Source organism: Streptomyces sp. NL15-2K, assembly GCF_030551255.1.
GTDB lineage: Bacteria > Actinomycetota > Actinomycetes > Streptomycetales > Streptomycetaceae > Streptomyces.
In genome coordinates this window covers 9312077-9332222 of the sequence record NZ_CP130630.1, presented here as the reverse complement: position 1 = coordinate 9332222, position 20146 = coordinate 9312077, and the positions used below count along the sequence as shown (strand labels likewise).

Sequence of the window (20146 nt, the reverse complement as noted above, 5' to 3'; positions counted from 1 at the left end):
ATGGCGCTGCTCGATCGTCTGGAGGACCTGGGCGCCCAGCTGTCCTTCTACGGCCGCTCACTGGCCTGGACCGGCCGCACCCTGCGCCGCTACAAGAAGGAGATCCTGCGCCTGCTCGCCGAGGTGAGCTTCGGCCGCGGCGCCCTCGCCGTCGTGGGCGGCACGGTCGGGGTGATCGCCTTCCTGTCGTTCTTCACCGGCACGGAGGTGGGCCTCCAGGGCTACGCCGCGCTCAACCAGCTCGGCACCTCCAACTTCGTGGCGTTCCTGTCGGCGTACTTCAACACCCGGGAGATCGCCCCGCTGGTGGCCGGGCTCGCCCTGTCCGCGACCGTCGGCGCGGGATTCACCGCCCAGCTGGGCGCGATGCGGATCAGCGAGGAGACCGACGCCCTGGAGGTCATGGGCGTGCCCTCGCTGCCGTTCCTGGTGACGACCCGGATGATCGCCGGGTTCGTCGCCGTGATCCCGCTGTACGTGATCGGGCTGCTGTCCTCGTACCTCGCCGCCCGGACCATCACCACCGGCTACTACGGGCAGTCCGCGGGCACCTACGACCACTACTTCCAGCAGTACCTGCCCCCGGTCGACGTGCTGTGGTCCTTCGGCAAGGTGCTCGTCTTCGCCGTGCTGATCATCCTGGTGCACTGCTTCTACGGCTACTACGCGAGCGGCGGCCCGGCGGGCGTCGGCGTCGCGGTGGGCCGCGCCGTGCGGACGTCGATCGTGGCGATCAACGTCCTCGACTTCTTCCTGTCGCTGGCGATCTGGGGCGCCGGCACGACCGTACGGATCGCGGGGTGAGCCGCCGTATGAGGGTGCTGAGACTGCGGTTGTACGGCGTGGTGTTCCTCGTCGTGCTCACACTGCTGCTGTCCCTGTCCGTCGCCGTCTACCGGCAGGTGTTCACGCCGGTCGTGCGGATCACGCTGGAGGCCGACAGCCTCGGCAACCAGCTCGATCCACGCGCCGACGTCAAGCTGCGCGGGCTGCTGGTCGGCGAGGTGCGCGAGGTACACGCCGACGGGACGAAGGCGACCCTGGATATCGCCCTCAAGCCTGAGCACGTAGCCCACATCCCGTCCGACGCGCACGCGCGGCTGCTGCCCAAGACGCTCTTCGGCGAGAAGTACGTCGACCTGGTCGCGCCCGCGCGCTCCTCCGCCCGGCCCATCCGCGCCGGGGACGTCATCACCCAGGACCGCACCCGCGTCGGCATCGAGCTCCAGCAGCTGATGGACGACCTGCTGCCGCTGCTGCGGACCGTCCAGCCCGGCAAGCTCAACGCCACGCTCTCCGCGTTCGCCACCGCTCTCGAAGGGCGCGGCGACCGGATCGGCGACAACCTCACGCGCGTGGAGGCCTACCTGCGCCGCCTCAATCCGCACCTGCCGTCCCTGACGGAGGACATCGCACGCTTCGCCGACGTCGCCGAGGTCTACGGCGACGCCGCGCCCGACCTGATGGAGATCCTGCGCAACACCGTCACCACCAGCCGCACGATCGTCGAGCAGAAGGACCGGCTGGCCGCGGCGCTGAAGACCACGGCCACCGTCGCGGGCACCGCCGAGGACTTCCTCGACGCCAACGGCGACCGGCTGATCACCCTCGGCCGGGTCTCACGGCCCACGCTGGAGCTGTTCGCCCGCTACTCCCCCGAGTACCCCTGCCTGCTGGCCGGCCTGGTCCGGCAGGAGAAGGCGTCCGAGGAGGCGTTCCGGGGCGGCAAGATGCACATCACGCTGGAGGTCGTACGGCAGCAGGGGGCGTACGAGCCGGGTGAGGAGCCGCGTTACGGCGAGCGGTCGGGGCCGGACTGCCGTGATCTGCCGCATCCGCCGGTGCCGGCGCCCGGGGCCCACCTCGACGACGGTTCGAAGCCGGGGAGTTCGTCCTCCGGTCCGCCGGGCGTCTCCGCCACCCGGGCCGAGCAGCGCGCCGTCGGCTCGCTCGTGGCGCCCGTCCTGGGCGTGCCCGCCGACGAGGTGCCGCCGGTCGCGACGCTGCTGTTCGGGCCGCTGGCACGCGGGACGGCGGTGAGCGTCGCATGAGCACCGCAGGAGCCCGGCAGACCGCCGCCCCGCTCATCAAGTTCAGCCTCTTCGCCCTGGTGACGACTCTCGCCACGGCCCTGCTCGCCGCCACCATCGTCAACGTCTCCTTCACTTCCGAACGCTCGTACCACGCGGTGTTCAGCGACGTCACCGGCCTGGAGGAGGGCGACGACATCCGGGTGGCCGGGGTGCGGGTCGGCGAGGTCGAGGGCATCCGGATCAAGGACCGGACACTGGCGGAGGTCACCTTCACGGTCAGCGCGGAGCGACCGCTGCTCTCCGGCACGGGCGCGGTCATCCGCTACCGCAACCTGGTCGGGCAGCGGTACGTGGCGCTGACCGAGGGCGCGGGCGACGGCACCCGGCTGCGCCCGGGCGCGACGATCCCGCTCTCCCGCACCCAGCCGGCCCTCGACCTGAACGCCCTGCTGAACGGTTTCAAGCCGCTGTTCGCCGCGCTCAGCCCGAAGGACGTCAACCAGCTGGCCACCGAGATCATCAAGACCCTCCAGGGCGAGGGCGGCACCATCAACAGCCTGCTGGCGCACACGGCGTCGCTCACCACGACGCTGGCCGGCCGCGACAAGCTGATCGGCTCGGTGATCGACAACCTCAACACCGTGCTGGGCACGCTCGACAAGCGCGGCGCCCGCTTCTCCGGGCTGCTCAAGCAGCTGCGCCGGGTCATCTCGGGCCTGTCCGCCGACCGGGGGCCCATCGGGGAGTCGCTGGTGAGCATCGGTGACCTGGCGGAGGCCACCTCGGGCCTGCTGAAGGACGCGCGTCCACCGCTCAAGGACGACATCGCGGAGCTGACCGAGCTCACCGGGACGCTGAACGACAACGAGGAGACCGTGGAAGGCGTGCTGCAGCGGCTGCCGAACAAGCTGGGCGAGCTGACGGGGACGGCGTCCTACGGCTCGTGGTTCAACTTCTACCTGTGCGACTTCGACGGCCGGATCGTGCTGCCGAAGACGAAGCAGGTACTCACGCCCGAGATGCACGTGGCGAGGGCGAGGTGCGGGGCATGAGCCGCAAACACCGCCCGGAGCCGCTGTTCAAGGTGCGCGTCGAGCCGCCCCGCATACGGCTCCCCCGCATCCGCCGCCCGCGCCTCGGCCCCTTCCGGGAGCGCAACCCAGTCGTCATCGGCGCGGTCGGCCTCACCGTCCTAGCGCTGCTGGCGGTGGCCGCGTTCAACGCCGACCGGCTGCCGGTGATCGGCGACGGCGAGACGTACAGCGCGGCCTTCGCGGAGGCGGGCGGTCTCAAGCCGGGCGACGAGGTGCGGATCGCCGGGGTCAAGGTCGGCAAGGTCCAGGAGGTCGACCTGGACGACGACCACGTCAAGGTCACCTTCAAGATCAAGGGCGAGCCGGGGTTCGGCACCGCGACCGGCGCTTCGATCCGGGTCAAGACGATCCTCGGCGCGAAGTACCTGGCCCTCCACCCGAAGGGGACCGGGCAGTTGAAGCCGGGCAGCGAGATCCCGCTGAAGCGGACCGTCTCCGCGTACGACGTCGTACAGGCGTTCAGCGATCTCACGACCACGACGGAGGAGGTCGACACCGACCGGCTGGCGCAGGCCCTGGACACCATCTCCACGACCTTCGAGGACTCCCCCTCCGAGGTACGGGCGTCCCTCAAGGGCCTGTCGCGGATCTCTCGGACGGTGGCCTCCCGCGACAAGGCCCTCAGGGAGCTCCTCGACCACGCGAACGGCGTCACGGGCGTACTCGCCGACCGGTCGAGCGACTTCACCGCCCTGGTCAAGGACGGCGACACGCTGTTCAAGGAGATCAGCAAGCGGCGTACGGCGATCCACAAGCTGCTGAAGAGCTCCGCCGCGCTCGGCGTCCAGCTCTCCGGCCTGGTCCAGGACAACGAGAAGGAGATCGGGCCCGCGCTCAGGGGCCTCAACCGCGTGGTGGAGATGCTCGAACGGAACCAATCCAGCCTGGACCGGAGCATCAAGCTCCTGGCCCCCTACGTGCGGGTCTTCACCAACACCCTCGGCAACGGCCGCTGGTTCGACTCCTACGTCCAGAACCTGGTCGCCGCCCCGGTGGTGCCGCGAACGGGAGGCGCGCAGTGAGCAACCGTTGGAAGAAGCGCCTGGCCCTACTGACCGCCCTCACCCTGGTCGCCGCGCTCACCTACGTCCTGTGGCCGCGCCCCGAGCCGGTCCGTGTCACGGCATACTTCCCGCGCACGGTCGGCATCTACCCCGGCTCGGACGTCCGCGTGCTCGGAGTCCGGATCGGCGAGGTCAGGAAGATCACGCCGGAGGGCGACCGGGTGCGGGTCGACCTGGAGTACGACGCGGGCCGCGAGGTTCCGGCGGACGCACAGGCCGCGATCATCAACTCCTCGGTGGTCAGCGACCGTTACCTGCAGCTGCTGCCGGTGTACCGGAGCGGTCCGGTGCTGCGGACGGGGGACGAGATCCCCGAGTCGCGCACAGCCGTACCGGTCGAGTTGGACCGCGTCTTCGACAGCCTGCACAGCACTGCCGACGCGCTCGGCCCGGAGGGTGCGAACAAGGACGGCTCCTTGTCGCGGCTGCTGGGGGTGAGCGCCGACAACCTCGACGGCCAGGGCAAGAACCTCCATCGGACGGTCGAGGACCTCTCGGAGGCGATCACGACGCTCTCCGACGGCCGCACGGACCTGTTCGGCACGGTCCGCAACCTCCAGGTGTTCACGGCGGCGCTGGCGGCCGACGACAAGAGCGTGCGGTCCTTCAACAGCAGCCTCGCGACGGTCGCCGAGCAACTGACGGGCGAGCGCGAGGACCTGGCGGCCGCGTTGAAACACCTCGGCACGGCGCTCGGCGACGTGTCCGGCTTCGTGAAGAAGAACAAGAAGTCGCTGACGTCGAACGTGGCGGGCCTGAGCAAGGTGACCAAGGTGCTCGTCACACAACGGGCGGCGCTGGAGGAGCTGTTGGAGGTCGCGCCCACGGGCATGTCGAACCTCAACAACGCCTACAACCCTTCCGCGGGCACCCTCGACACCCGCAACAATCCGAACCAGCCCCAGGATCCGGCTTCACTGCTGTGCTCCGTGCTGAGAACCACCGGGGACGAGACCGACTGCGCGGAGTTGAGGGACCTGTTCGACTCCCTGCCCAAGGTGCCGCGGGGCCCGGCGGTCACCGGCACGGTCGACCGGACGCTCGGCGGAATCCTGGGGGCGAGCGCATGAGCGTACGGCGCAAGGGCGGGGCGGCCGCCTGGGCGGCCGTCGGCTCGCTGCTGCTGTCCGGCTGCGAGTTCAACGGCTGGTACGACGTCCAGCTGCCCGGCGGCGCGGCGGCCGACGGGCACGCGTACCACGTCACCGTCGAGTTCCGGGACGTCCTGGACCTGGTGCCGCAGTCGGCGGTGAAGGTCAACAACGTCACCGTGGGCGCGGTGGAGAAGGTCGAGCTGGACGGCTGGCACGCGCGCGTGCGGCTGCGGGTCGCCGACTCGGTGAAGCTGCCCGCCAACGCGGTCGCCGAGCTGCGGCAGACCAGCATGCTCGGCGAGAAGTACGTCGCGCTCTCCGCGCCGGCTCGGACCGCGCCCGTGGGCCGGCTCGGCGACGGCGACCGCGTCCCGTTGTCCCGCAGCGGCCGCAACCCGGAGATCGAGGAGGTGTTGTCCGCGCTGTCCGCGCTGCTCAACGGCGGCGGAGTGGCCCAGCTCAAGACGATCACCGTGGAGCTGAACAAGGCGCTGGAGGGCCGGGAGAGCCGGGTGAAGTCCCTGCTCAAGGAGCTGGACACCTTCATGGGCGGCTTGGACGACCAGCGCGCGGACATCGTCCGCGCGTTGCAGGCCGTGGACCGGCTGGCCAAGCGGCTCGGGAAGGAGAAGACGACGATCGCCGAGGCCGTCGACGCGATGCCGCCCGCCCTGAAGGTCCTCGCCGACCAGCGCCGCGACCTGACGAGAATGCTCACCGCCCTGTCCGAGCTCGGCAAGACCGGCACCAAGGTGGTCAAGGCCTCGCGCGAGGACACGGTCGCGGGCCTCAGGCAGCTGCGGCCGATCCTGCGACAGCTGAACAAGGCGGGCGCCGACCTGCCCAACTCCCTCGAGATACTGACCACTTACCCGTTCCCGCGCAACGCGGTGGACGCCATCAAGGGCGACTACGTCAACCTGCACATCACCGCGGACCTCGATCTGGCGGGTCTCTACGGCAACCTGACGGACGAGCCCGGCCGTGGCGGTGACGGGGACCCCCAGGGCCCCGGGCTTCCCGAGACCCCCGACCTGCCGGACGTACCCGATCTCCCGGACGTGCCGGGCGTCCCGACGCCGACCGCGCTGCCGAGCGCACCGAGCGTGCCGTCCCCGTCGGCCCCGTCCGACGGCGGCCGCCTGCTGTGCCCGCCGGTGTGCACGAGCGGCTACACGTCCTCGGGCGGCCTGCCCGAGGGGATCGACCTGGAGCTCGCCGAGCTGATGCTGAAGGGGGTTCAGCCGTGATCACACGTACGGTCAAGGCCCAGTTGCTCGCCTTCGCCACCCTCACCGCCGTCGGGGTGTCGTACGTCGGCGCCGAGTACACCGGCCTGGTGGACGAGGTCCTGGACCGCGGTTACACCGTGCGGGCGGACTTCGCCGACTCCGGGGGGATCTTCCCGGGAGCCGAGGTCACCTACCGCGGGGTGCCGGTGGGCCGGGTCGGCGCGCTGCGGCTGACAGGGCCCGACGGGGTGTCCGTCGCGCTCGACATCGACGACGGGGCGCCGCGCATCCCGGCGGACACCCTCGCGGTCGTGGCGAACCGTTCGGCGGTCGGCGAGCAGTACGTCGACCTGCAGCCGCGTACCTCCCACGGCCCGTATCTCCTCGACGGCAGCACGATCCCGCGCACCGGCACGCGCGTGCCGCTGCCGGCCACGGACCTCGTCCTCAGTCTGGACCGGCTGGTGAACTCGGTCGGCAAGGACGATCTGCGGGTCACCGTCGACGAGTTGGACAAGGCCTTCTCCGGCACCGGACCGAACCTGAGCCGCCTGGTGAACTCGGGCAACTCACTCGTGGAGTCGGCGTCGGAAGCGCTCCCGGAGACGATCTCGCTGATCGAGGACTCCCGGAAGGTCCTCAAGACGCAGGCCGACCAGGGCTCGTCCATCAAGGCGTTCGCGCGTGATCTGGCGGCGCTCACCGCCCAGTTGAAGGCGAGCGACGGTGACCTGCGCAAGCTGATCGGCAACGCGAGGCCGGCCGCTCAGGAGGTCAATTCCCTCCTGAGGTCCGTATCGCCGCGTCTGTCGGTGCTCCTGGCCAATCTGATCAGCGGCGGCCAGGTCATGGTGGCGCGGCTGCCCGGGGTGGAGCAGGCCCTGGTCACCTTCCCGGTGATGGTCGCGGGCAGCTACACCGTCGTCCCGGGCGACGGCACCACCCACTTCGGCCTGGTGGTGAACGCCGACGACCCGCCCGCCTGCACCCAGGGGTACGGCACGACTCGCCGCGACCCCTCCGACACCAGCACACGCGAGGCGAACACCGACGCGCGCTGCACGCTCCCGCGCGGCAGCGAGTCGTCGGTGCGGGGCGCGCAGAACGCCCCCGGCGCTGCCGCCGCTTCCGGCGGCGCGAACCGGACGGCGTACGTCACGCCGTACGACCCGGAGACCGGCACCACCACCGGCCCGGACGGAAGGTACGTCGAGATCGGCTCGGCGGGCGGCCAACAGGCCGTGTTCGGAAAGGAGTCGTGGCAATGGCTGCTCGTTGGCCCCATGGCATGAGGCTGATGCGACCCAGGGCGGTGACGGCCGGGCTCGTCGTGGCGAGCGTCCTCACCACCGCGCTGGCCATCTGGCTGAGCCTCGGCCTCCGCGAACAGCGCGTGGCGGAGCAGCGGCGCCAGGACGTCCTCGCCGCGGCCCGCCGGTCGGCGCTGAACTTCACCTCGCTCGACTACCGGCACTACCGCCGGGACAGCGCGAACGTGCTCAAGGAGGCCACCGGCGACTTCAAGAAGCAGTTCGCCGCCCAGACCGAGCAACTGACCAGGCTCGTCACCGAGAACAGGTCCGTGTCCGAGGGCCAGGTCCTGGAGGCGGGCATCGTCCGGTCCGACGAGGACTCGGCCCGCGTCCTGGTGGTGGCCGACAGCAAGGTGACGAACACCGCCGTGCCCGACGGTGAGGCGCGCACCTACCGGCTGCGCCTCGACCTGGTGCACCGGGACGGCCGCTGGCTGACCTCCGACGTCGAGTTCGTCGGCTGACCGCCACCCACGCGTGAGGAGCACGACCATGGCGAAGACGACCACCCGAGGGCGCGGCCCCGCCTCCGGCAACCGGCGCACCATGACCGCGGCCGCCCGCGCGGCCGCCAAACGCGCGGAGCGCGGCCACCGGGAGCCGGGCCCGGCGACCGACGACGAGGAGTCCCTCGCAGGACGCACCGTGCTCGTCGAGGCCCCCAAGGACGGCTGGGACGACCCGCCCGAACCGTCACCGGGGTCGTTCGAGGAGGAGGCGGCGCCGGAGAAACGGGGTGCGCCCCGTCGGCGGTGGCCGCTCACCGCGGTCCTGGGCGTCCTGCTGGTCGCGGGGCTGGTCGCGGTCGCCGTGCTCGGGTGGCGGTACCAGGAAGCCCGGCGGGCGGACGCCGCGAGGGCGGAGGCTGTCGCGGCCGCACGGAAGGCGGCCCCGGTCGTGCTGTCGTACGACTACCGGCATCTGGACCGTGACTTCGCCCGGGCCCGCACCCACCTGACCGGAAAGTTCCGCGACGAGTACCGGAAGACGACGAGCACGGTGGTCGGGCCGACGGCCCGCAAGTACCACGGCGTGGTGAAGGCGACGGTGGCGGCTCCCTCCGTGGTGTCGGCCGGACCGGACAGGGTCGTCGTGCTCATGTTCGTCAATCAGGTCACCGAGAGCACCCAGGTGTCGGGATCCCGGGTGGATCTGAACCGAGTGCGGATGACGCTCACGCGTACCTCCGGCGGCTGGAAGGTGAGCGCCGTGGACGCGCTCTGAGCGGCCTTCCGGACGTGCCCCCGCGCAGATCGCGCGGGGGCACTTTTTCGTGTGGGCTCTTGACAGTCATCTCCACCCCTGGGCAGCCTTTCCATTACACAGAAATTAACTTCCGCAATACGGAAAGAGATACGGAAAGAGGTTCCGGTGGGATTCGCAGACCAGCGCTTCAACGTCAACCTGTCGATCCTCTTCACCGAACTCCCGCTCCTGGAGCGCCCCGCGGCCGCCGCCGCGGCCGGCTTCACCGCGGTCGAGCTGTGGTGGCCCTGGACCGACTCCCCCACCCCCGAGCGGTCCGAGCTCGACGCCCTGAAGCGGGCGATCGAAAGCGCGGGCGTCCAGCTCACGGGCCTGAACTTCTACGCGGGCCGGCTGCCGGGCCCGGACCGCGGCGCCCTGTCGATCCCGGGCGAGGAGTCGGAGCGGTTCCGCGCCAACATCGACGTGACCGCCGGCTTCGCCGAGGCGCTCGGCTGCACGGCCCTCAACGCGCTGTACGGCAACCGCGTCGAGGGCGTGGACCCGGCCGAGCAGGACGCGCTGGCGCTGGAGAACCTGGTAGTCGCGGCCCGGACCGCCGACCGGATCGGCGCGATCCTGCTGATCAAGGCCCTGAACCGGCCCGAGTCGCCGCTGTACCCGCTGGTGAGCGCGCCCGCCGCCGTGGCGATCGTCGACAAGGTCAACGACGCGACCGGGCTCGGCAACGCGAGGTTCCTGATGGACCTGTACCACCTGTCGATGAACGGCGAGGACCTGCCGTCGGTGATCGAGCGGTACGCGTCGAAGACCGGCCATGTGCAGATCGCCGACAACCCGGGTCGTGGCGCGCCGGGCACGGGCTCGCTCCCCCTGGAGGACCTGCTCGGCCGGCTCGGCAAGGCCGGTTACGACGGCTGGGTCGGCCTGGAGTACAAGCCGGGCGACCGACCGAGCGCCGAGGCCTTCGACTGGCTGACCCGCTGATCTCCCGGACTGAGAGGCACCCCGATGAGCAAGCCACTTCCCAAGATCGCATGGATCGGCCTCGGCATCATGGGCTCCCCCATGTCCGAGAACCTGATCAAGGCGGGTTACGACGTCACCGGCTTCACCCTGGAGCAGGAGAAGCTGGACCGCCTGTCCGCCGCCGGCGGCACCGCGGCCGGTTCGATCGCCGAGGCCGTCCGCGACGCCGACGTGATCATCACGATGGTGCCCGCGTCGCCGCAGGTCGAGGCCATCGCGTACGGCCCGCACGGCATCCTGGAGAACGCCAGGTCCGGCGCCCTGCTGATCGACATGTCCTCCATCACCCCGCAGACCTCGGTCGACCTCGCGAACGCGGCGAAGGACAAGGGCATCCGGGTGCTCGACGCGCCCGTGTCCGGCGGTGAGGCCGGTGCCGTCGAGGCCGTGCTGTCCATCATGGCCGGCGGCGAGCAGGCCGACTTCGACCGGGCGAGGCCGATCTTCGAGGCGCTCGGCAGGACCATCGTGCTGTGCGGCCCGCACGGCTCGGGACAGACCGTGAAGGCCGCCAACCAGCTGATCGTCGCCGTGAACATCCAGGCGTGCGCGGAGGCCGTCGTCTTCCTGGAGAAGTCCGGCGTGGATCTGAAGGCGGCGCTGGACGTGCTGGGCGGCGGGCTCGCGGGCTCGACCGTGCTGACCCGCAAGAAGGACAACTTCCTCGGCCGCGACTTCAGGCCGGGCTTCCGTATCGACCTGCACCACAAGGACATGGGCATCGTCACGGACGCCGCCCGCGACGTCGGCGCGGCCCTGCCCGTCGGTGCCGTGGTCGCCCAGCTGGTCGCGAGCCTGCGGGCGCAGGGGGACGGCGGCCTGGACCACTCGGCGCTGCTGCGGGCGGTGGAGCGCCTGTCGGGCGCCCGGCTCTGAGACTTCCGGGCGGTGCCGCCGCCGACATCTGTCCTGTCGCGCCCAGGCGGGGGCATCGCCCGGAACCCACCGGGTTTCCCGGCATGCGGAACGGCCGCGCCCGCAGGAGTCTGAAGGCATGGCACATCCAGCGCATCCAGCACATCCGCCGATGGAACGGCCGCACATCGTGGTCCACGCCCCGGCCCTGGACGGTTCCCGGCGGGTCACCTCGGGCGACGAGACCCTGGGGGTCGCCTCGCACGTCGACGACGTCAGCGAGATCCTGCGGCTGGCCGACCTGTACGTGACCGACGTCGAGCAGAGCGACCTCATCGAATGGCAGGGCGGCGGCCCCGACGACTGGCCGGGACTGTCGGAGCATCACGAGCCGTGAGCCCGCGTACGCCACGTACGCCACCGGTCGTACGCCGTCTACGGAACCCTCAAATCAACCTCTGAACCGGCGTCGAAAGGCTTCAACCGCCCCCGGTGGAGGGCACATCCTCGTCACGTGGGGCCCGCCGGCACGGGGGCGGCGGGCCCCATGCAACGGGGGGTGTCATGGACAGCGATACGACGGTCGGGCTGGAGCCTTACGAGGTCGCGCTGCTGCGGGGCGGTCCGCGCGCCGCCGTCACGGTCGCCGTCGTCGCCCTGCACCTGCGGGGCGCCGTCGAAGCCGGCCGACCAGGCACACTGCGCAAGACGGGGGCGGCGTCGTCGGCCACGGGGGACGCGCCGCCCCACCGCCACCCCTTGGAGAAGGCGGTACGCGTCGGCCTGTACCGGCCCGCGGGCATCCGGGAGTTGCTCAGCCGGGCCGTCGTACGCCGGGCGCTGGCGCGCATGCGGGCCGGCCTCGCGGCGGCCGGACTGCTGCGGTCCGTGATGCCGGGCCCGACCCGCGCCGCCCGCCGTCACCTGGCGGCCCTTCGGGAGCGGCATCCGCTCCCCGACGGCCCGGAGGGGCTGGCGGAGGAGACCGTACTGCTCGCCGTCGCGCTCTACGGCGACCAGGCCCTGACCGCTCTCCTGCCGCTCTTCACCCGTGACTCCGGGCTCATCGGCCGGGACGCACTGGCCGACGAGGGACTCTTCCCGTTCGGCCGGGGCAGCGGCATCGGCGGGTGGATCAGCGGCGACGAAGGCACGGCCGCGGACGGCGACGGCGGATCCGGCGGAGGCCACGGATACGGGTACGGCGGCGGAGGCGACTACGGAGGTGGCGGCGGGGGCGGCGGCGGCTCGGACTGAGCGTCTGCCTACGGAGAGGGGCGGCCCATCCGCGGGTGGGCCGCCCCTCACATCCGAGGTTGCGGGTGTCAGACCTTCAGGCTCCTGATCGAGGTCGGCGCATGCCCGGGCTCGGTCGCGATCTCCTCGAACTCCACCACATTGCCGATGTCATTGGTCGTCGACATGGAGATGTTGGTGACGCGCTCCAGGATCGCCTCGACCACGACCGGCACCCGGTGCTCGGCGGCGAGCTTCTTCGCCTGCTCGAAGGCGGCGCCCAGCTCGTTCGGGTCGGTCACCCGGATCGCCTTGCAGCCGAGGCCCTCGGCGACCTTGACGTGGTCGACGCCGTAGACGCCCAGCTCGGGCGAGTTGATGTTCTCGAACTCCAGCTTGACCTGGAAGTCGATGTCGAACGCCCGCTGCGCCTGCCGGATCAGGCCCAGGTAGGCGTTGTTGAGCAGGACATGGACGTACGGGATCTTGTGCTGCGCCCCGACGGCCAACTCCTCGATCATGAACTGGAAGTCGTAGTCGCCGGAGAGCGCGATGACGCAGGCCTCCGGGTCCGCCTTCGCGACGCCCAGCGCGGCCGGGACGGTCCATCCGAGCGGCCCCGCCTGGCCGCAGTTGATCCAGTGCCGCGGCCGGTGGACGTGCAGCATCTGCGCGCCGGCGATCTGCGAGAGGCCGATGGTGGAGACGTACCGGGTCTCGGGACCGAAGGCCTTGTTCATCTCCTCGTAGACACGCTGCGGCTTGATCGGGATGTCGTCGAAGTGCGTACGGCGCTGGAGCGTGGCCTTCCTCTCCTGCGCGGCGGCGGCCCAGCCGGAGCGGTCGGGCAACCGGCCTGCCGCCTTCATCTCCCGTGCCACCTCGACGAAGAGCTCGAGCGCGGCCTTGGCGTCGGAGGCGATGCCGTGGTCGGGGGCGAAGATCCGGCCGATCTGAGTGGGCTCGATGTCGACGTGCACGAACTTCCGTCCGGCCGTGTAGACGTCGAGCTTGCCGGTGTGGCGGTTGGCCCAGCGGTTGCCGATGCCGAGGACGAAGTCGGACTCCAGGAAGGTCGCGTTGCCGTAGCGGTGCGAGGTCTGCAGGCCGACCATGCCGGCGTTCAGCTCGTGGTCGTCGGGGATGACGCCCCAGCCCATGAGGGTGGGGACGACCGGGACGCCGGTCAACTCGGCGAATCGCGACAGCAGTTCGGCGGCGTCGGCGTTGATGACTCCGCCGCCGGCCACGATCAGCGGGCGCTCGGCGGCATTCAGCATGCCGATCGCCTTCTCGATCTGGGTGCGGGTCGCGGCCGGTTTGAAGGCGGGGAGCGGCTCGTAGGTCTCCGGGTCGAACTCGATCTCGGTGAGCTGGACGTCGATCGGCAGGTCGATCAGGACCGGGCCGGGGCGGCCGGAGCGCATGAGGTGGAAGGCCTGCTGGAAGACGCCGGGGACCTGGGCGGCCTCCAGGACGGTGACCGCCATCTTGGTCACCGGCCTGGCGATCGAGGCGATGTCGACGGCCTGGAAGTCCTCCTTGTGGATCACGCCGGTCGGTGCCTGGCCCGTGATGCACAGGATCGGGATGGAGTCGCCGATGGCGGAGTACAGACCGGTGATCATGTCGGTGCCGGCCGGGCCGGAGGTGCCGACGCAGACGCCGATGTTGCCGGGGTGGGTGCGGGTGTAGCCCTCGGCCATGCGCGAGGCGCCCTCGACGTGCCGGGCGAGGGTGTGATGGATGCCGCCGGAGGCCTTGAGCGCCGCGTAGAAGGGATTGATCGCCGCGCCCGGAACACCGAACGCGTCCCGGACGCCTTCGCGCTTCAGGATCTCAACTGGCCTGTGCGTGCGGTGCCCCGGTCGCCCCGCCGCTGGACCGGCATGCGGCGGCCACGACCGGGACGCACCGGGTGTGGGACGAGGAGTGGGTCGCCGTGCGCTGCGCCGCCTGCGGCCGCCGGAACCAGTGGCCGCGCCCGGAGCTGGGCTGCCCGTGCGGTACGGCGCTGCGGATTCCGGTGCGCGGGGCACCCGCCCTTGTCCACCCGAGTCCCGAAGCCGTCTGCCCGGCCCCCCGGCACGCGTTCCAGCCCATGGCCATCCGTACCGCCCGGGACGCGGCTATGACGGTCGCGTTGTATCTGCGTTGGCTCGGCTACCGGGACATCCGCCGCGCCGACCAGCGGCCCCCGTCCGGCATCGGCCTCGCCGCCCGCGGCGTGCTGGCCCAGGTGGACCCGACCGTGCGCCCGGCATCGCCGCGTGACGTGGAGTGCCTGTGGCTGACCGCCATGACGGAGTCCGTGGACTGCGTCTGCTTCTCCCTCTCCGGGTATGCCGACGACGCCCGCGCCCGCGCGGACGCCCTGGGCATCCTGCTGCTCGTCCTCGGCCTCACGAGCACGCCGCGGCCGGTGAACGACCCGGCGCACACCCTGCACACGACCGGTGCCTGACACCGGGCCCATGCGCAAAGGCCCCCTGGCCGGCGAGCCGAGACCTGAGACGTCTCGCTCACCAGCCCGAGGGCCTCGCTTTTGATGACAAGCCCTGGGGCGACGCTCGACCGGTCTTCCCGGTCGAGCGTCACTCCCCGTCTAGGCGCCGGTCGGCTGCTGTGGCTGGGCTACTGGGCCCTTAACTCACCACGTGACCGTCCGTCGCGGTGTCCCCGGCGAAGTTGGTGTCCCCGGCGTAGGTCGCGATGATGGTGAGGCTCCCCGCCGCCGTGTAGGTGTGGGTGGTCGCCGCGATTCCTCCGACGAGGGGTTCGGTGACGGTCGGCGTCGAGTCGCCGAAGTCGAAGATGACCGATCCCGTCGGCGTTCCCGAACCCGGAGCGTCCGGGGTCACCGTCGCCGTCGCCGTCACCTCTTCGTCCACCGCCGACGGATCGGGAGCGGACGTCACCGTGGCCGTGGTCGTGGCCTGGTTCACGTCCTGGTCGTACGTTCCGATGTCCGCAGCGTAGTTGGTGTCCCCACTGTAGCTTGCGAGGACCTGGTGCGGGCTCCCCGTCACGTCCGAGTAGACGTGCGTGGCCGTGGCCACCCCGCCTGCCACCGTCGCGGTGATCGTCCCCCCGTCGCCGAAGGCGAAGTCGACCGTCCCCGTCGGTGTTCCCGCACCCGGCGCGACAGGGGTCACCGTCGCAGTGAAGGTCACCGGCTCGCCCACCACCGACGGATCGGAAGAGGACTCCACCGCGACCGTGGTCGCGGCCTGGATCACCGTCTGGGTGTCCGAGCCCGTGCTACCGGTGAAGTTGATGTCCCCGCCGTACGCGACGCTGATGGGGTAGGGGCTCCCCGACGTGTCCGCGTAGGTGTGCGTGATCGTCACTGTTCCTCCGGAGAGGGTGTCGGTGAAGGGAGGCGACCCGTCGCCGAAGTCGATGGTGACGCTCCCCGTCGGCGTCCCCGCACCCGGAGCGACCGCGGACACGGTCGCCGTCACCGTCACCTCATCGCCGACCACCGACGGATCGGGCGTGGAGGTCACCGCGGTCGTGGTCGCGGCCTGAATCACCGTCTGGGTGTCCGAGCCCGTGCTACCGGTGAAGTTGATGTCCCCGGTGTAGGTCGCGGTGATGGGGAACGGGCTGCCCGCCGTGGTGGCGTACGCGTGCGTGACCGTCGCCACGCCGCCCGCCAGGGTGCCCGTCGCGACGGGGCTCCCGTCACCGAAAGTGAAGATGACCGTCCCCGACGGCGTACCCACACCCGGAGCGACCGCGGACACCGTCGCCGTGAAGGTCACGGACTCACCCACCACCGACGAATCCGGCGAGGAGGTCACCGCGGTCGTGGTCGCGGCCTGGGTCACCGTCTGGGTGTCGGTACCGGTGGAGGAGTTGAAGTCGCCGCTCCCGGTGTAGGTCGCGGTGATGGGGAACGGGCTGCCCGCCGTGGTGGCGTACGCGTGCGTGACCGTCGCCACGCCGCCCGCCAGGGTGCCCGTCGCGACGGGGCTCCCGTCACCGAAAGTGAAGATGACCGTCCCCGACGGCGTACCCACACCCGGAGCGACCGCGGACACCGTCGCCGTGAAGGTCACGTCCTCGCCGACCACCGACGAATCCGGCGAGGAGGTCACCGCGGTCGTGGTGTCCGCCGCGCCGACCGCGTGAAGGTCGGTGTCGGAGGAGCCGGCGAAGCTGGTGTCTCCGCCGTAGGTCGCGCTGATGGTGAACGGGCTGCCGGTCGTCGTGGTGTAGGTGTGCGTCGCCGTGGCCACGCCACCCACGACGGCTCCGGCGACCGGCGGGGAGCCGTCGCCGAAGTCGAAGGTGACGGTGCCCGTCGGTGTCCCCGCGCCCGGAGCGGTCGCTGTCACCGTCGCCGTGGCCGTGACCTGCTCACCGACCTGGGACGGGTCGGGCGCCGACGTCACCACGGTCGTCGTGGCCGACTGGTTCACTGTGTGGGTGTCGGTGCCGAGCGACGGGCCGAAGTTGCTGTTGCCGGTGTAGATGGCGTTGATGGTGTGCGGGCCGACCGTCATGGCGTTGGTGGTGACGGTGGCGGTGCCCCCGGTGACGGGAGCGCTGAGGACCGGTCCGCCGCTGATGACGAAGAACATCGTCCCGCCGGGCGTACCGGCTCCGGGCGCGGTGGGTGTCACCGTGGCGGTGATCGTCACCTGTTCACCGAAGACCGAGGGGTCGGGAGTCGACGTGACCGTGGTGGTCGTCGCGGCCTGGTTCACGGTCTGGGTGTCGGTACCGGTGGAGGCGCTGAAGTCACCGTCCCCGGCGTAGGTGGCGGTGACGGTGTAGGGGCTGCCCACGGTGCTGGTGTAGGTGTGGGTGACCGTCGCCGTTCCGCCCGCCAGTGTCACGGTCTGTGCGGGTGACCCGTCCCCGAAGGTGACGACCACGTTTCCGGTCGGTGTTCCTGCGCCGGGTGCCTGGGTGTCCACCTCCACGGTGATGGCGACAGGTTGGCCGACCAGCGAGGGGTCGGGGCCGGTGCTGACGCTGGTGGCGGTTGGGGCCGCCTGGACGGTCTGGGTGTCGGTGCCGGTGGAGGGGGTGAAGTCGGCGTCGCCGCTGTAGGTGGCGGTGACGGGGTAGGGGCTGCCGGAGGTGCTGGTGTAGGTGTGGGTGACCGTCGCGGTGCCGCCGGTCGCCGTCACGGCCTGGGTGGGGCTGCCGTCACCGAAGTCGAAGGTGACCGTGCCCGTCGGCGTGCCCGAACCCGGCGCCACCGCCGCCACCGTCGCCGTGAAGGTCACCGACTGCCCCACCACCGACGGATCCGGCGAGGAGGCCACCGCCGTGGTCGTCGCCGCCGCGTTCACCACATGGGTGTCCGTGCCGGTCGAACCGGTGAAGTCGCCGTCACCGCCATAGACCGCGGTCACCGCGTACGGGCTGCCGGAGGTGGACGCGTAGGCGTGGGTGGCCGTCGCGGTACCGCCGGCGACCGGCACCGTCACCGACGGGCTGCCGTCACCGAAGGTGAAGGTGACCGTCCCCGTCGGCGTGCCCGAACCCGGCGCCACCGCCGCCACCGTCGCCGTGAAGGTCACCGACTGCCCCACCACCGACGGATCCGGCGAGGAGGCCACCGCCGTGGTCGTCGCCGCCGCGTTCACCACATGGGTGTCCGTGCCGGTCGAACCGGTGAAGTCGCCGTCACCGCCATAGACCGCGGTCACCGCGTACGGGCTGCCGGAGGTGGACGCGTAGGCGTGGGTGGCCGTCGCGGTACCGCCGGCGACCGGCACCGTCACCGACGGGCTGCCGTCACCGAAGGTGAAGGTGACCGTCCCCGTCGGCGTGCCCGAACCCGGCGCCACCGCCGCCACCGTCGCCGTGAAGGTCACCGACTGCCCCACCACCGACGGATCCGGCGAGGAGGCCACCGCCGTGGTCGTCGCCGCCGGCAGCACGGTCTGGGTGTCCGTGCCGGTACCCGCCTGGAAGTTGGCGTCGCCGCTGTAGCCCGCGGTGACGGTGAACGGGCTGCCGGTCGTGGTGGTGTACGGGTGGGTGGCCGTCGCGGTACCGCCGGCGACCGGCACCGTCACCGTCGCGCTGCCGTCACCGAAGTCGAAGGTGACCGTCCCCGTCGGCGTGCCCGAACCCGGCGCCACCGCCGCCACCGTCGCCGTGAAGGTCACCGACTGCCCCACCACCGACGGATCCGGCGAAGAGGCCACCGTCGTGATCGTCGCCGCCGGCAGCACGGTCTGGGTGTCCGTGCCGGTGGAGGAGGTGAAGTTGCTGTCCCCGCCGTAGGAGGCGGTGATGGTGAACGGGCTGCCGGTCGTGGTGGTGTAGGTGTGCGTCACCGTCGCCGCGCCGCTCACCAGGGTCACCGTCTGGGACGGACTGCCGTCGCCGAAGTTGATGGTGACATTCCCGGTGGGCGTGCCGGTCCCCGGGGCGGCCGCTGCCACCGTCGTGGTGATGGTCACCACCTGCCCCGCCACCGACGGATCCGGCGTGGACGTGACCGTCGTGGTCGTGGCCGACTGGCTGACGGTGTGCGTGTCGGTGCCCGAGGAACCGGCGAAGTTGCTGTTCCCGGCGTAGGTGCCGGTGATGGTGAACGGACTGCCGGTCGTGGAGGTGTAGGTGTGGGTGACCGTCGCCGTGCCGCCCGCCAGGGTGGCGCTCTGGGTCGGCGACCCGTCGCCGAAGTCGAAGGTGACCGTCCCCGACGGCGTCCCCGCACCCGGCGCCACCGGCGCCACCGTCGCCGTGATCGTCACCGGCTGCCCCACCACCGACGGATCCGGCGAAGAGGCCACGGTGGTGCTGGTCGCGGCCGCGTTCACCGTCTGGGTGTCCGTGCCCGACGACGCAATGAAGCTCCCGGCGCCGCTGTAGGTGGCCGTCACCGTGAACGGGCTGCCCGTGGTGGTGGTGTAGGCGTGCGTGGTCGTGGCGGTGCCGCCGGCCAGCGGCACCGTCACCGGCGCCGATCCGTCACCGAAGGTGAAGGTGACCGTGCCCGTCGGCGTGCCCGCGCCCGGCGCCACCGGCGCCACCGTCGCGGTGAAGCTCACCGGCTGCCCCACCACCGACGGATCCGGCGTGGACGTGACCGTCGTGGTCGTCGTCGCCGGCAGCACGATGTGGGTGTCGGTGTCCGTGGACGGTTTGAAGTTGGTGTCCCCGCTGTAGGTCGCGGTGACCGTGTACGGGCTGCCGGTGGCACTGGTGTAGGTGTGGTTGGCCGTGGCCGAACCTCCCGCCATGGGAACCGTCACCGACGGCGACCCGTCGCCGAAGGTGAAGGTCACCGTTCCGGTGGGCGTGCCCGTGGCGGGTGCCACCGGCACCACCGTGGCGGTGAAGCTCACCGACTGGCCCGTCACCGACGGATCCGGCGAGGAGGTCACCGTCGTCGTGGTGTTTGCTCGGTCCCGTACCGTGTGCACGTCCGACCCTGTCGACGCCAGGAAGTTGACATCCCCTCCGTAGATCGCGGTGATCGAGTGCGGGCCGACGCTCAGCGTGCTCGTGGTGACCGTCGCCGTTCCCCCCACCAGCGGTGCCGTCAGGGTCGGCCCCCCGCTGATGACGAAGGTGACCGTGCCCGTCGGCGTGCCCGTCGCCGGCGCGACCGGCGCCACCGTCGCCGTGATCGTCACCGTCTGGCCGAAGTTCGACGGATCCGGTGTGGAGGTCACCGTCGTCGTGGTGGCCCCCTTGATGACCGCCTGGACGGCGGCACCCGTCGACGAGGTGAAGTTGGCGTCACCGTTGTAGGTAGCGGTGACCGAGTGGTTTCCGGTGGACAGGTTGTTGACCGTCGCTGTCGCGGTGCCGCCCACGACGGGGACCGTCACGGTCGGCCCGCCGCTGACGGTGAAGGTGACCGTCCCCGTCGGCGTCCCCGCTCCGAGCGGGATGATGGTCGCGGTCAGCGTCACCGGCTGACCGGGGACCGAAGGATTCGGCGAGGTGGTGACTAATGTTACGGTTCCAGGCATGGATCGGCCCTCCACAAGGGATCTGGGTTGGTCGG

General features: G+C 71.1%; 16 protein-coding genes. 14 read left to right on the top strand and 2 right to left on the bottom strand.

All coding sequences use genetic code 11. The annotated features are described in order from the left end of the window. The 13 genes from Q4V64_RS41685 to Q4V64_RS41625 all read left to right on the top strand — a co-directional run bounded on the left by Q4V64_RS41685 (position 1) and on the right by Q4V64_RS41625 (position 12177). Positions 1-804 (top strand): ABC transporter permease, encoded by an 804-nt coding sequence (locus Q4V64_RS41685; protein ID WP_124438213.1) that lies wholly within the window; start codon positions 1-3, stop codon positions 802-804. An 8-nt stretch (positions 805-812) separates the two neighbouring features. After that, on the top strand, positions 813-2051 hold the full coding sequence (locus tag Q4V64_RS41680; protein WP_124438214.1) for an MCE family protein: 1239 nt from the start codon (positions 813-815) through the stop codon (positions 2049-2051). Continuing rightward, positions 2048-3085 (top strand): MlaD family protein, encoded by a 1038-nt coding sequence (locus Q4V64_RS41675; protein ID WP_124438215.1) that lies wholly within the window; start codon positions 2048-2050, stop codon positions 3083-3085. Before Q4V64_RS41680 ends, Q4V64_RS41675 begins: the two co-directional genes overlap by 4 nt. After that, complete coding sequence (locus tag Q4V64_RS41670; RefSeq protein WP_253266800.1) at positions 3082-4149, top strand: MCE family protein; 1068 nt, start codon at positions 3082-3084, stop codon at positions 4147-4149. Before Q4V64_RS41675 ends, Q4V64_RS41670 begins: the two co-directional genes overlap by 4 nt. Continuing rightward, positions 4146-5261, top strand: coding sequence for an MCE family protein (locus Q4V64_RS41665; protein WP_172629063.1), 1116 nt, complete (start codon positions 4146-4148; stop codon positions 5259-5261). The genes Q4V64_RS41670 and Q4V64_RS41665 overlap by 4 nt, the downstream gene beginning before the upstream one ends. Continuing rightward, the gene (locus tag Q4V64_RS41660; RefSeq protein ID WP_124438216.1) at positions 5258-6535 is read left to right on the top strand and encodes an MCE family protein; all 1278 of its coding nucleotides are present in this window, start codon (positions 5258-5260) and stop codon (positions 6533-6535) included. Before Q4V64_RS41665 ends, Q4V64_RS41660 begins: the two co-directional genes overlap by 4 nt. Then, positions 6532-7809: an MlaD family protein gene (locus Q4V64_RS41655; protein ID WP_124438217.1), complete on the top strand. Its 1278-nt coding sequence runs from the start codon at positions 6532-6534 to the stop codon at positions 7807-7809. Before Q4V64_RS41660 ends, Q4V64_RS41655 begins: the two co-directional genes overlap by 4 nt. Positions 7810-7814: 5 nt before the next feature. Beyond that, positions 7815-8294, top strand: a complete 480-nt coding sequence (locus Q4V64_RS41650; RefSeq protein ID WP_253266801.1) for a DotI/IcmL family type IV secretion protein — start codon at positions 7815-7817, stop codon at positions 8292-8294. 28 nt (positions 8295-8322) lie between these two features. Continuing rightward, positions 8323-9054, top strand: a complete 732-nt coding sequence (locus Q4V64_RS41645; protein WP_124438218.1) for a hypothetical protein — start codon at positions 8323-8325, stop codon at positions 9052-9054. A 147-nt stretch (positions 9055-9201) separates the two neighbouring features. Next, entirely contained in the window at positions 9202-10023 is an 822-nt protein-coding gene (locus Q4V64_RS41640) for a TIM barrel protein (protein ID WP_124438219.1), read from the top strand. A 24-nt stretch (positions 10024-10047) separates the two neighbouring features. Then, positions 10048-10941 carry a 2-hydroxy-3-oxopropionate reductase gene (locus Q4V64_RS41635; protein WP_124438220.1) on the top strand — a complete coding sequence of 298 codons (894 nt, stop codon included), beginning with the start codon at positions 10048-10050 and terminating at the stop codon, positions 10939-10941. A 118-nt stretch (positions 10942-11059) separates the two neighbouring features. Then, positions 11060-11317 carry a hypothetical protein gene (locus tag Q4V64_RS41630; RefSeq protein ID WP_124438221.1) on the top strand — a complete coding sequence of 86 codons (258 nt, stop codon included), beginning with the start codon at positions 11060-11062 and terminating at the stop codon, positions 11315-11317. 167 nt (positions 11318-11484) lie between these two features. Beyond that, on the top strand, positions 11485-12177 hold the full coding sequence (locus tag Q4V64_RS41625) for a TIGR04222 domain-containing membrane protein (protein ID WP_124438222.1): 693 nt from the start codon (positions 11485-11487) through the stop codon (positions 12175-12177). 68 nt (positions 12178-12245) lie between these two features. Here Q4V64_RS41625 and gcl read toward each other — a convergent pair whose 3' ends face one another. Next, on the bottom strand, positions 12246-13994 hold the full coding sequence (gene gcl / locus Q4V64_RS41620) for a glyoxylate carboligase (RefSeq protein ID WP_124438301.1): 1749 nt from the start codon (positions 13992-13994) through the stop codon (positions 12246-12248). A 5-nt stretch (positions 13995-13999) separates the two neighbouring features. Here gcl and Q4V64_RS41615 point away from each other — a divergent pair, with 5 nt between their 5' ends. Then, on the top strand, positions 14000-14620 hold the full coding sequence (locus tag Q4V64_RS41615; protein WP_124438223.1) for a hypothetical protein: 621 nt from the start codon (positions 14000-14002) through the stop codon (positions 14618-14620). Positions 14621-14801: 181 nt separating this feature from the next. Here Q4V64_RS41615 and Q4V64_RS41610 read toward each other — a convergent pair whose 3' ends face one another. After that, positions 14802-20111, bottom strand: a complete 5310-nt coding sequence (locus Q4V64_RS41610) for an Ig-like domain-containing protein (RefSeq protein WP_303714108.1) — start codon at positions 20109-20111, stop codon at positions 14802-14804. Between the last annotated feature and the right edge of the window lie 35 nt (positions 20112-20146).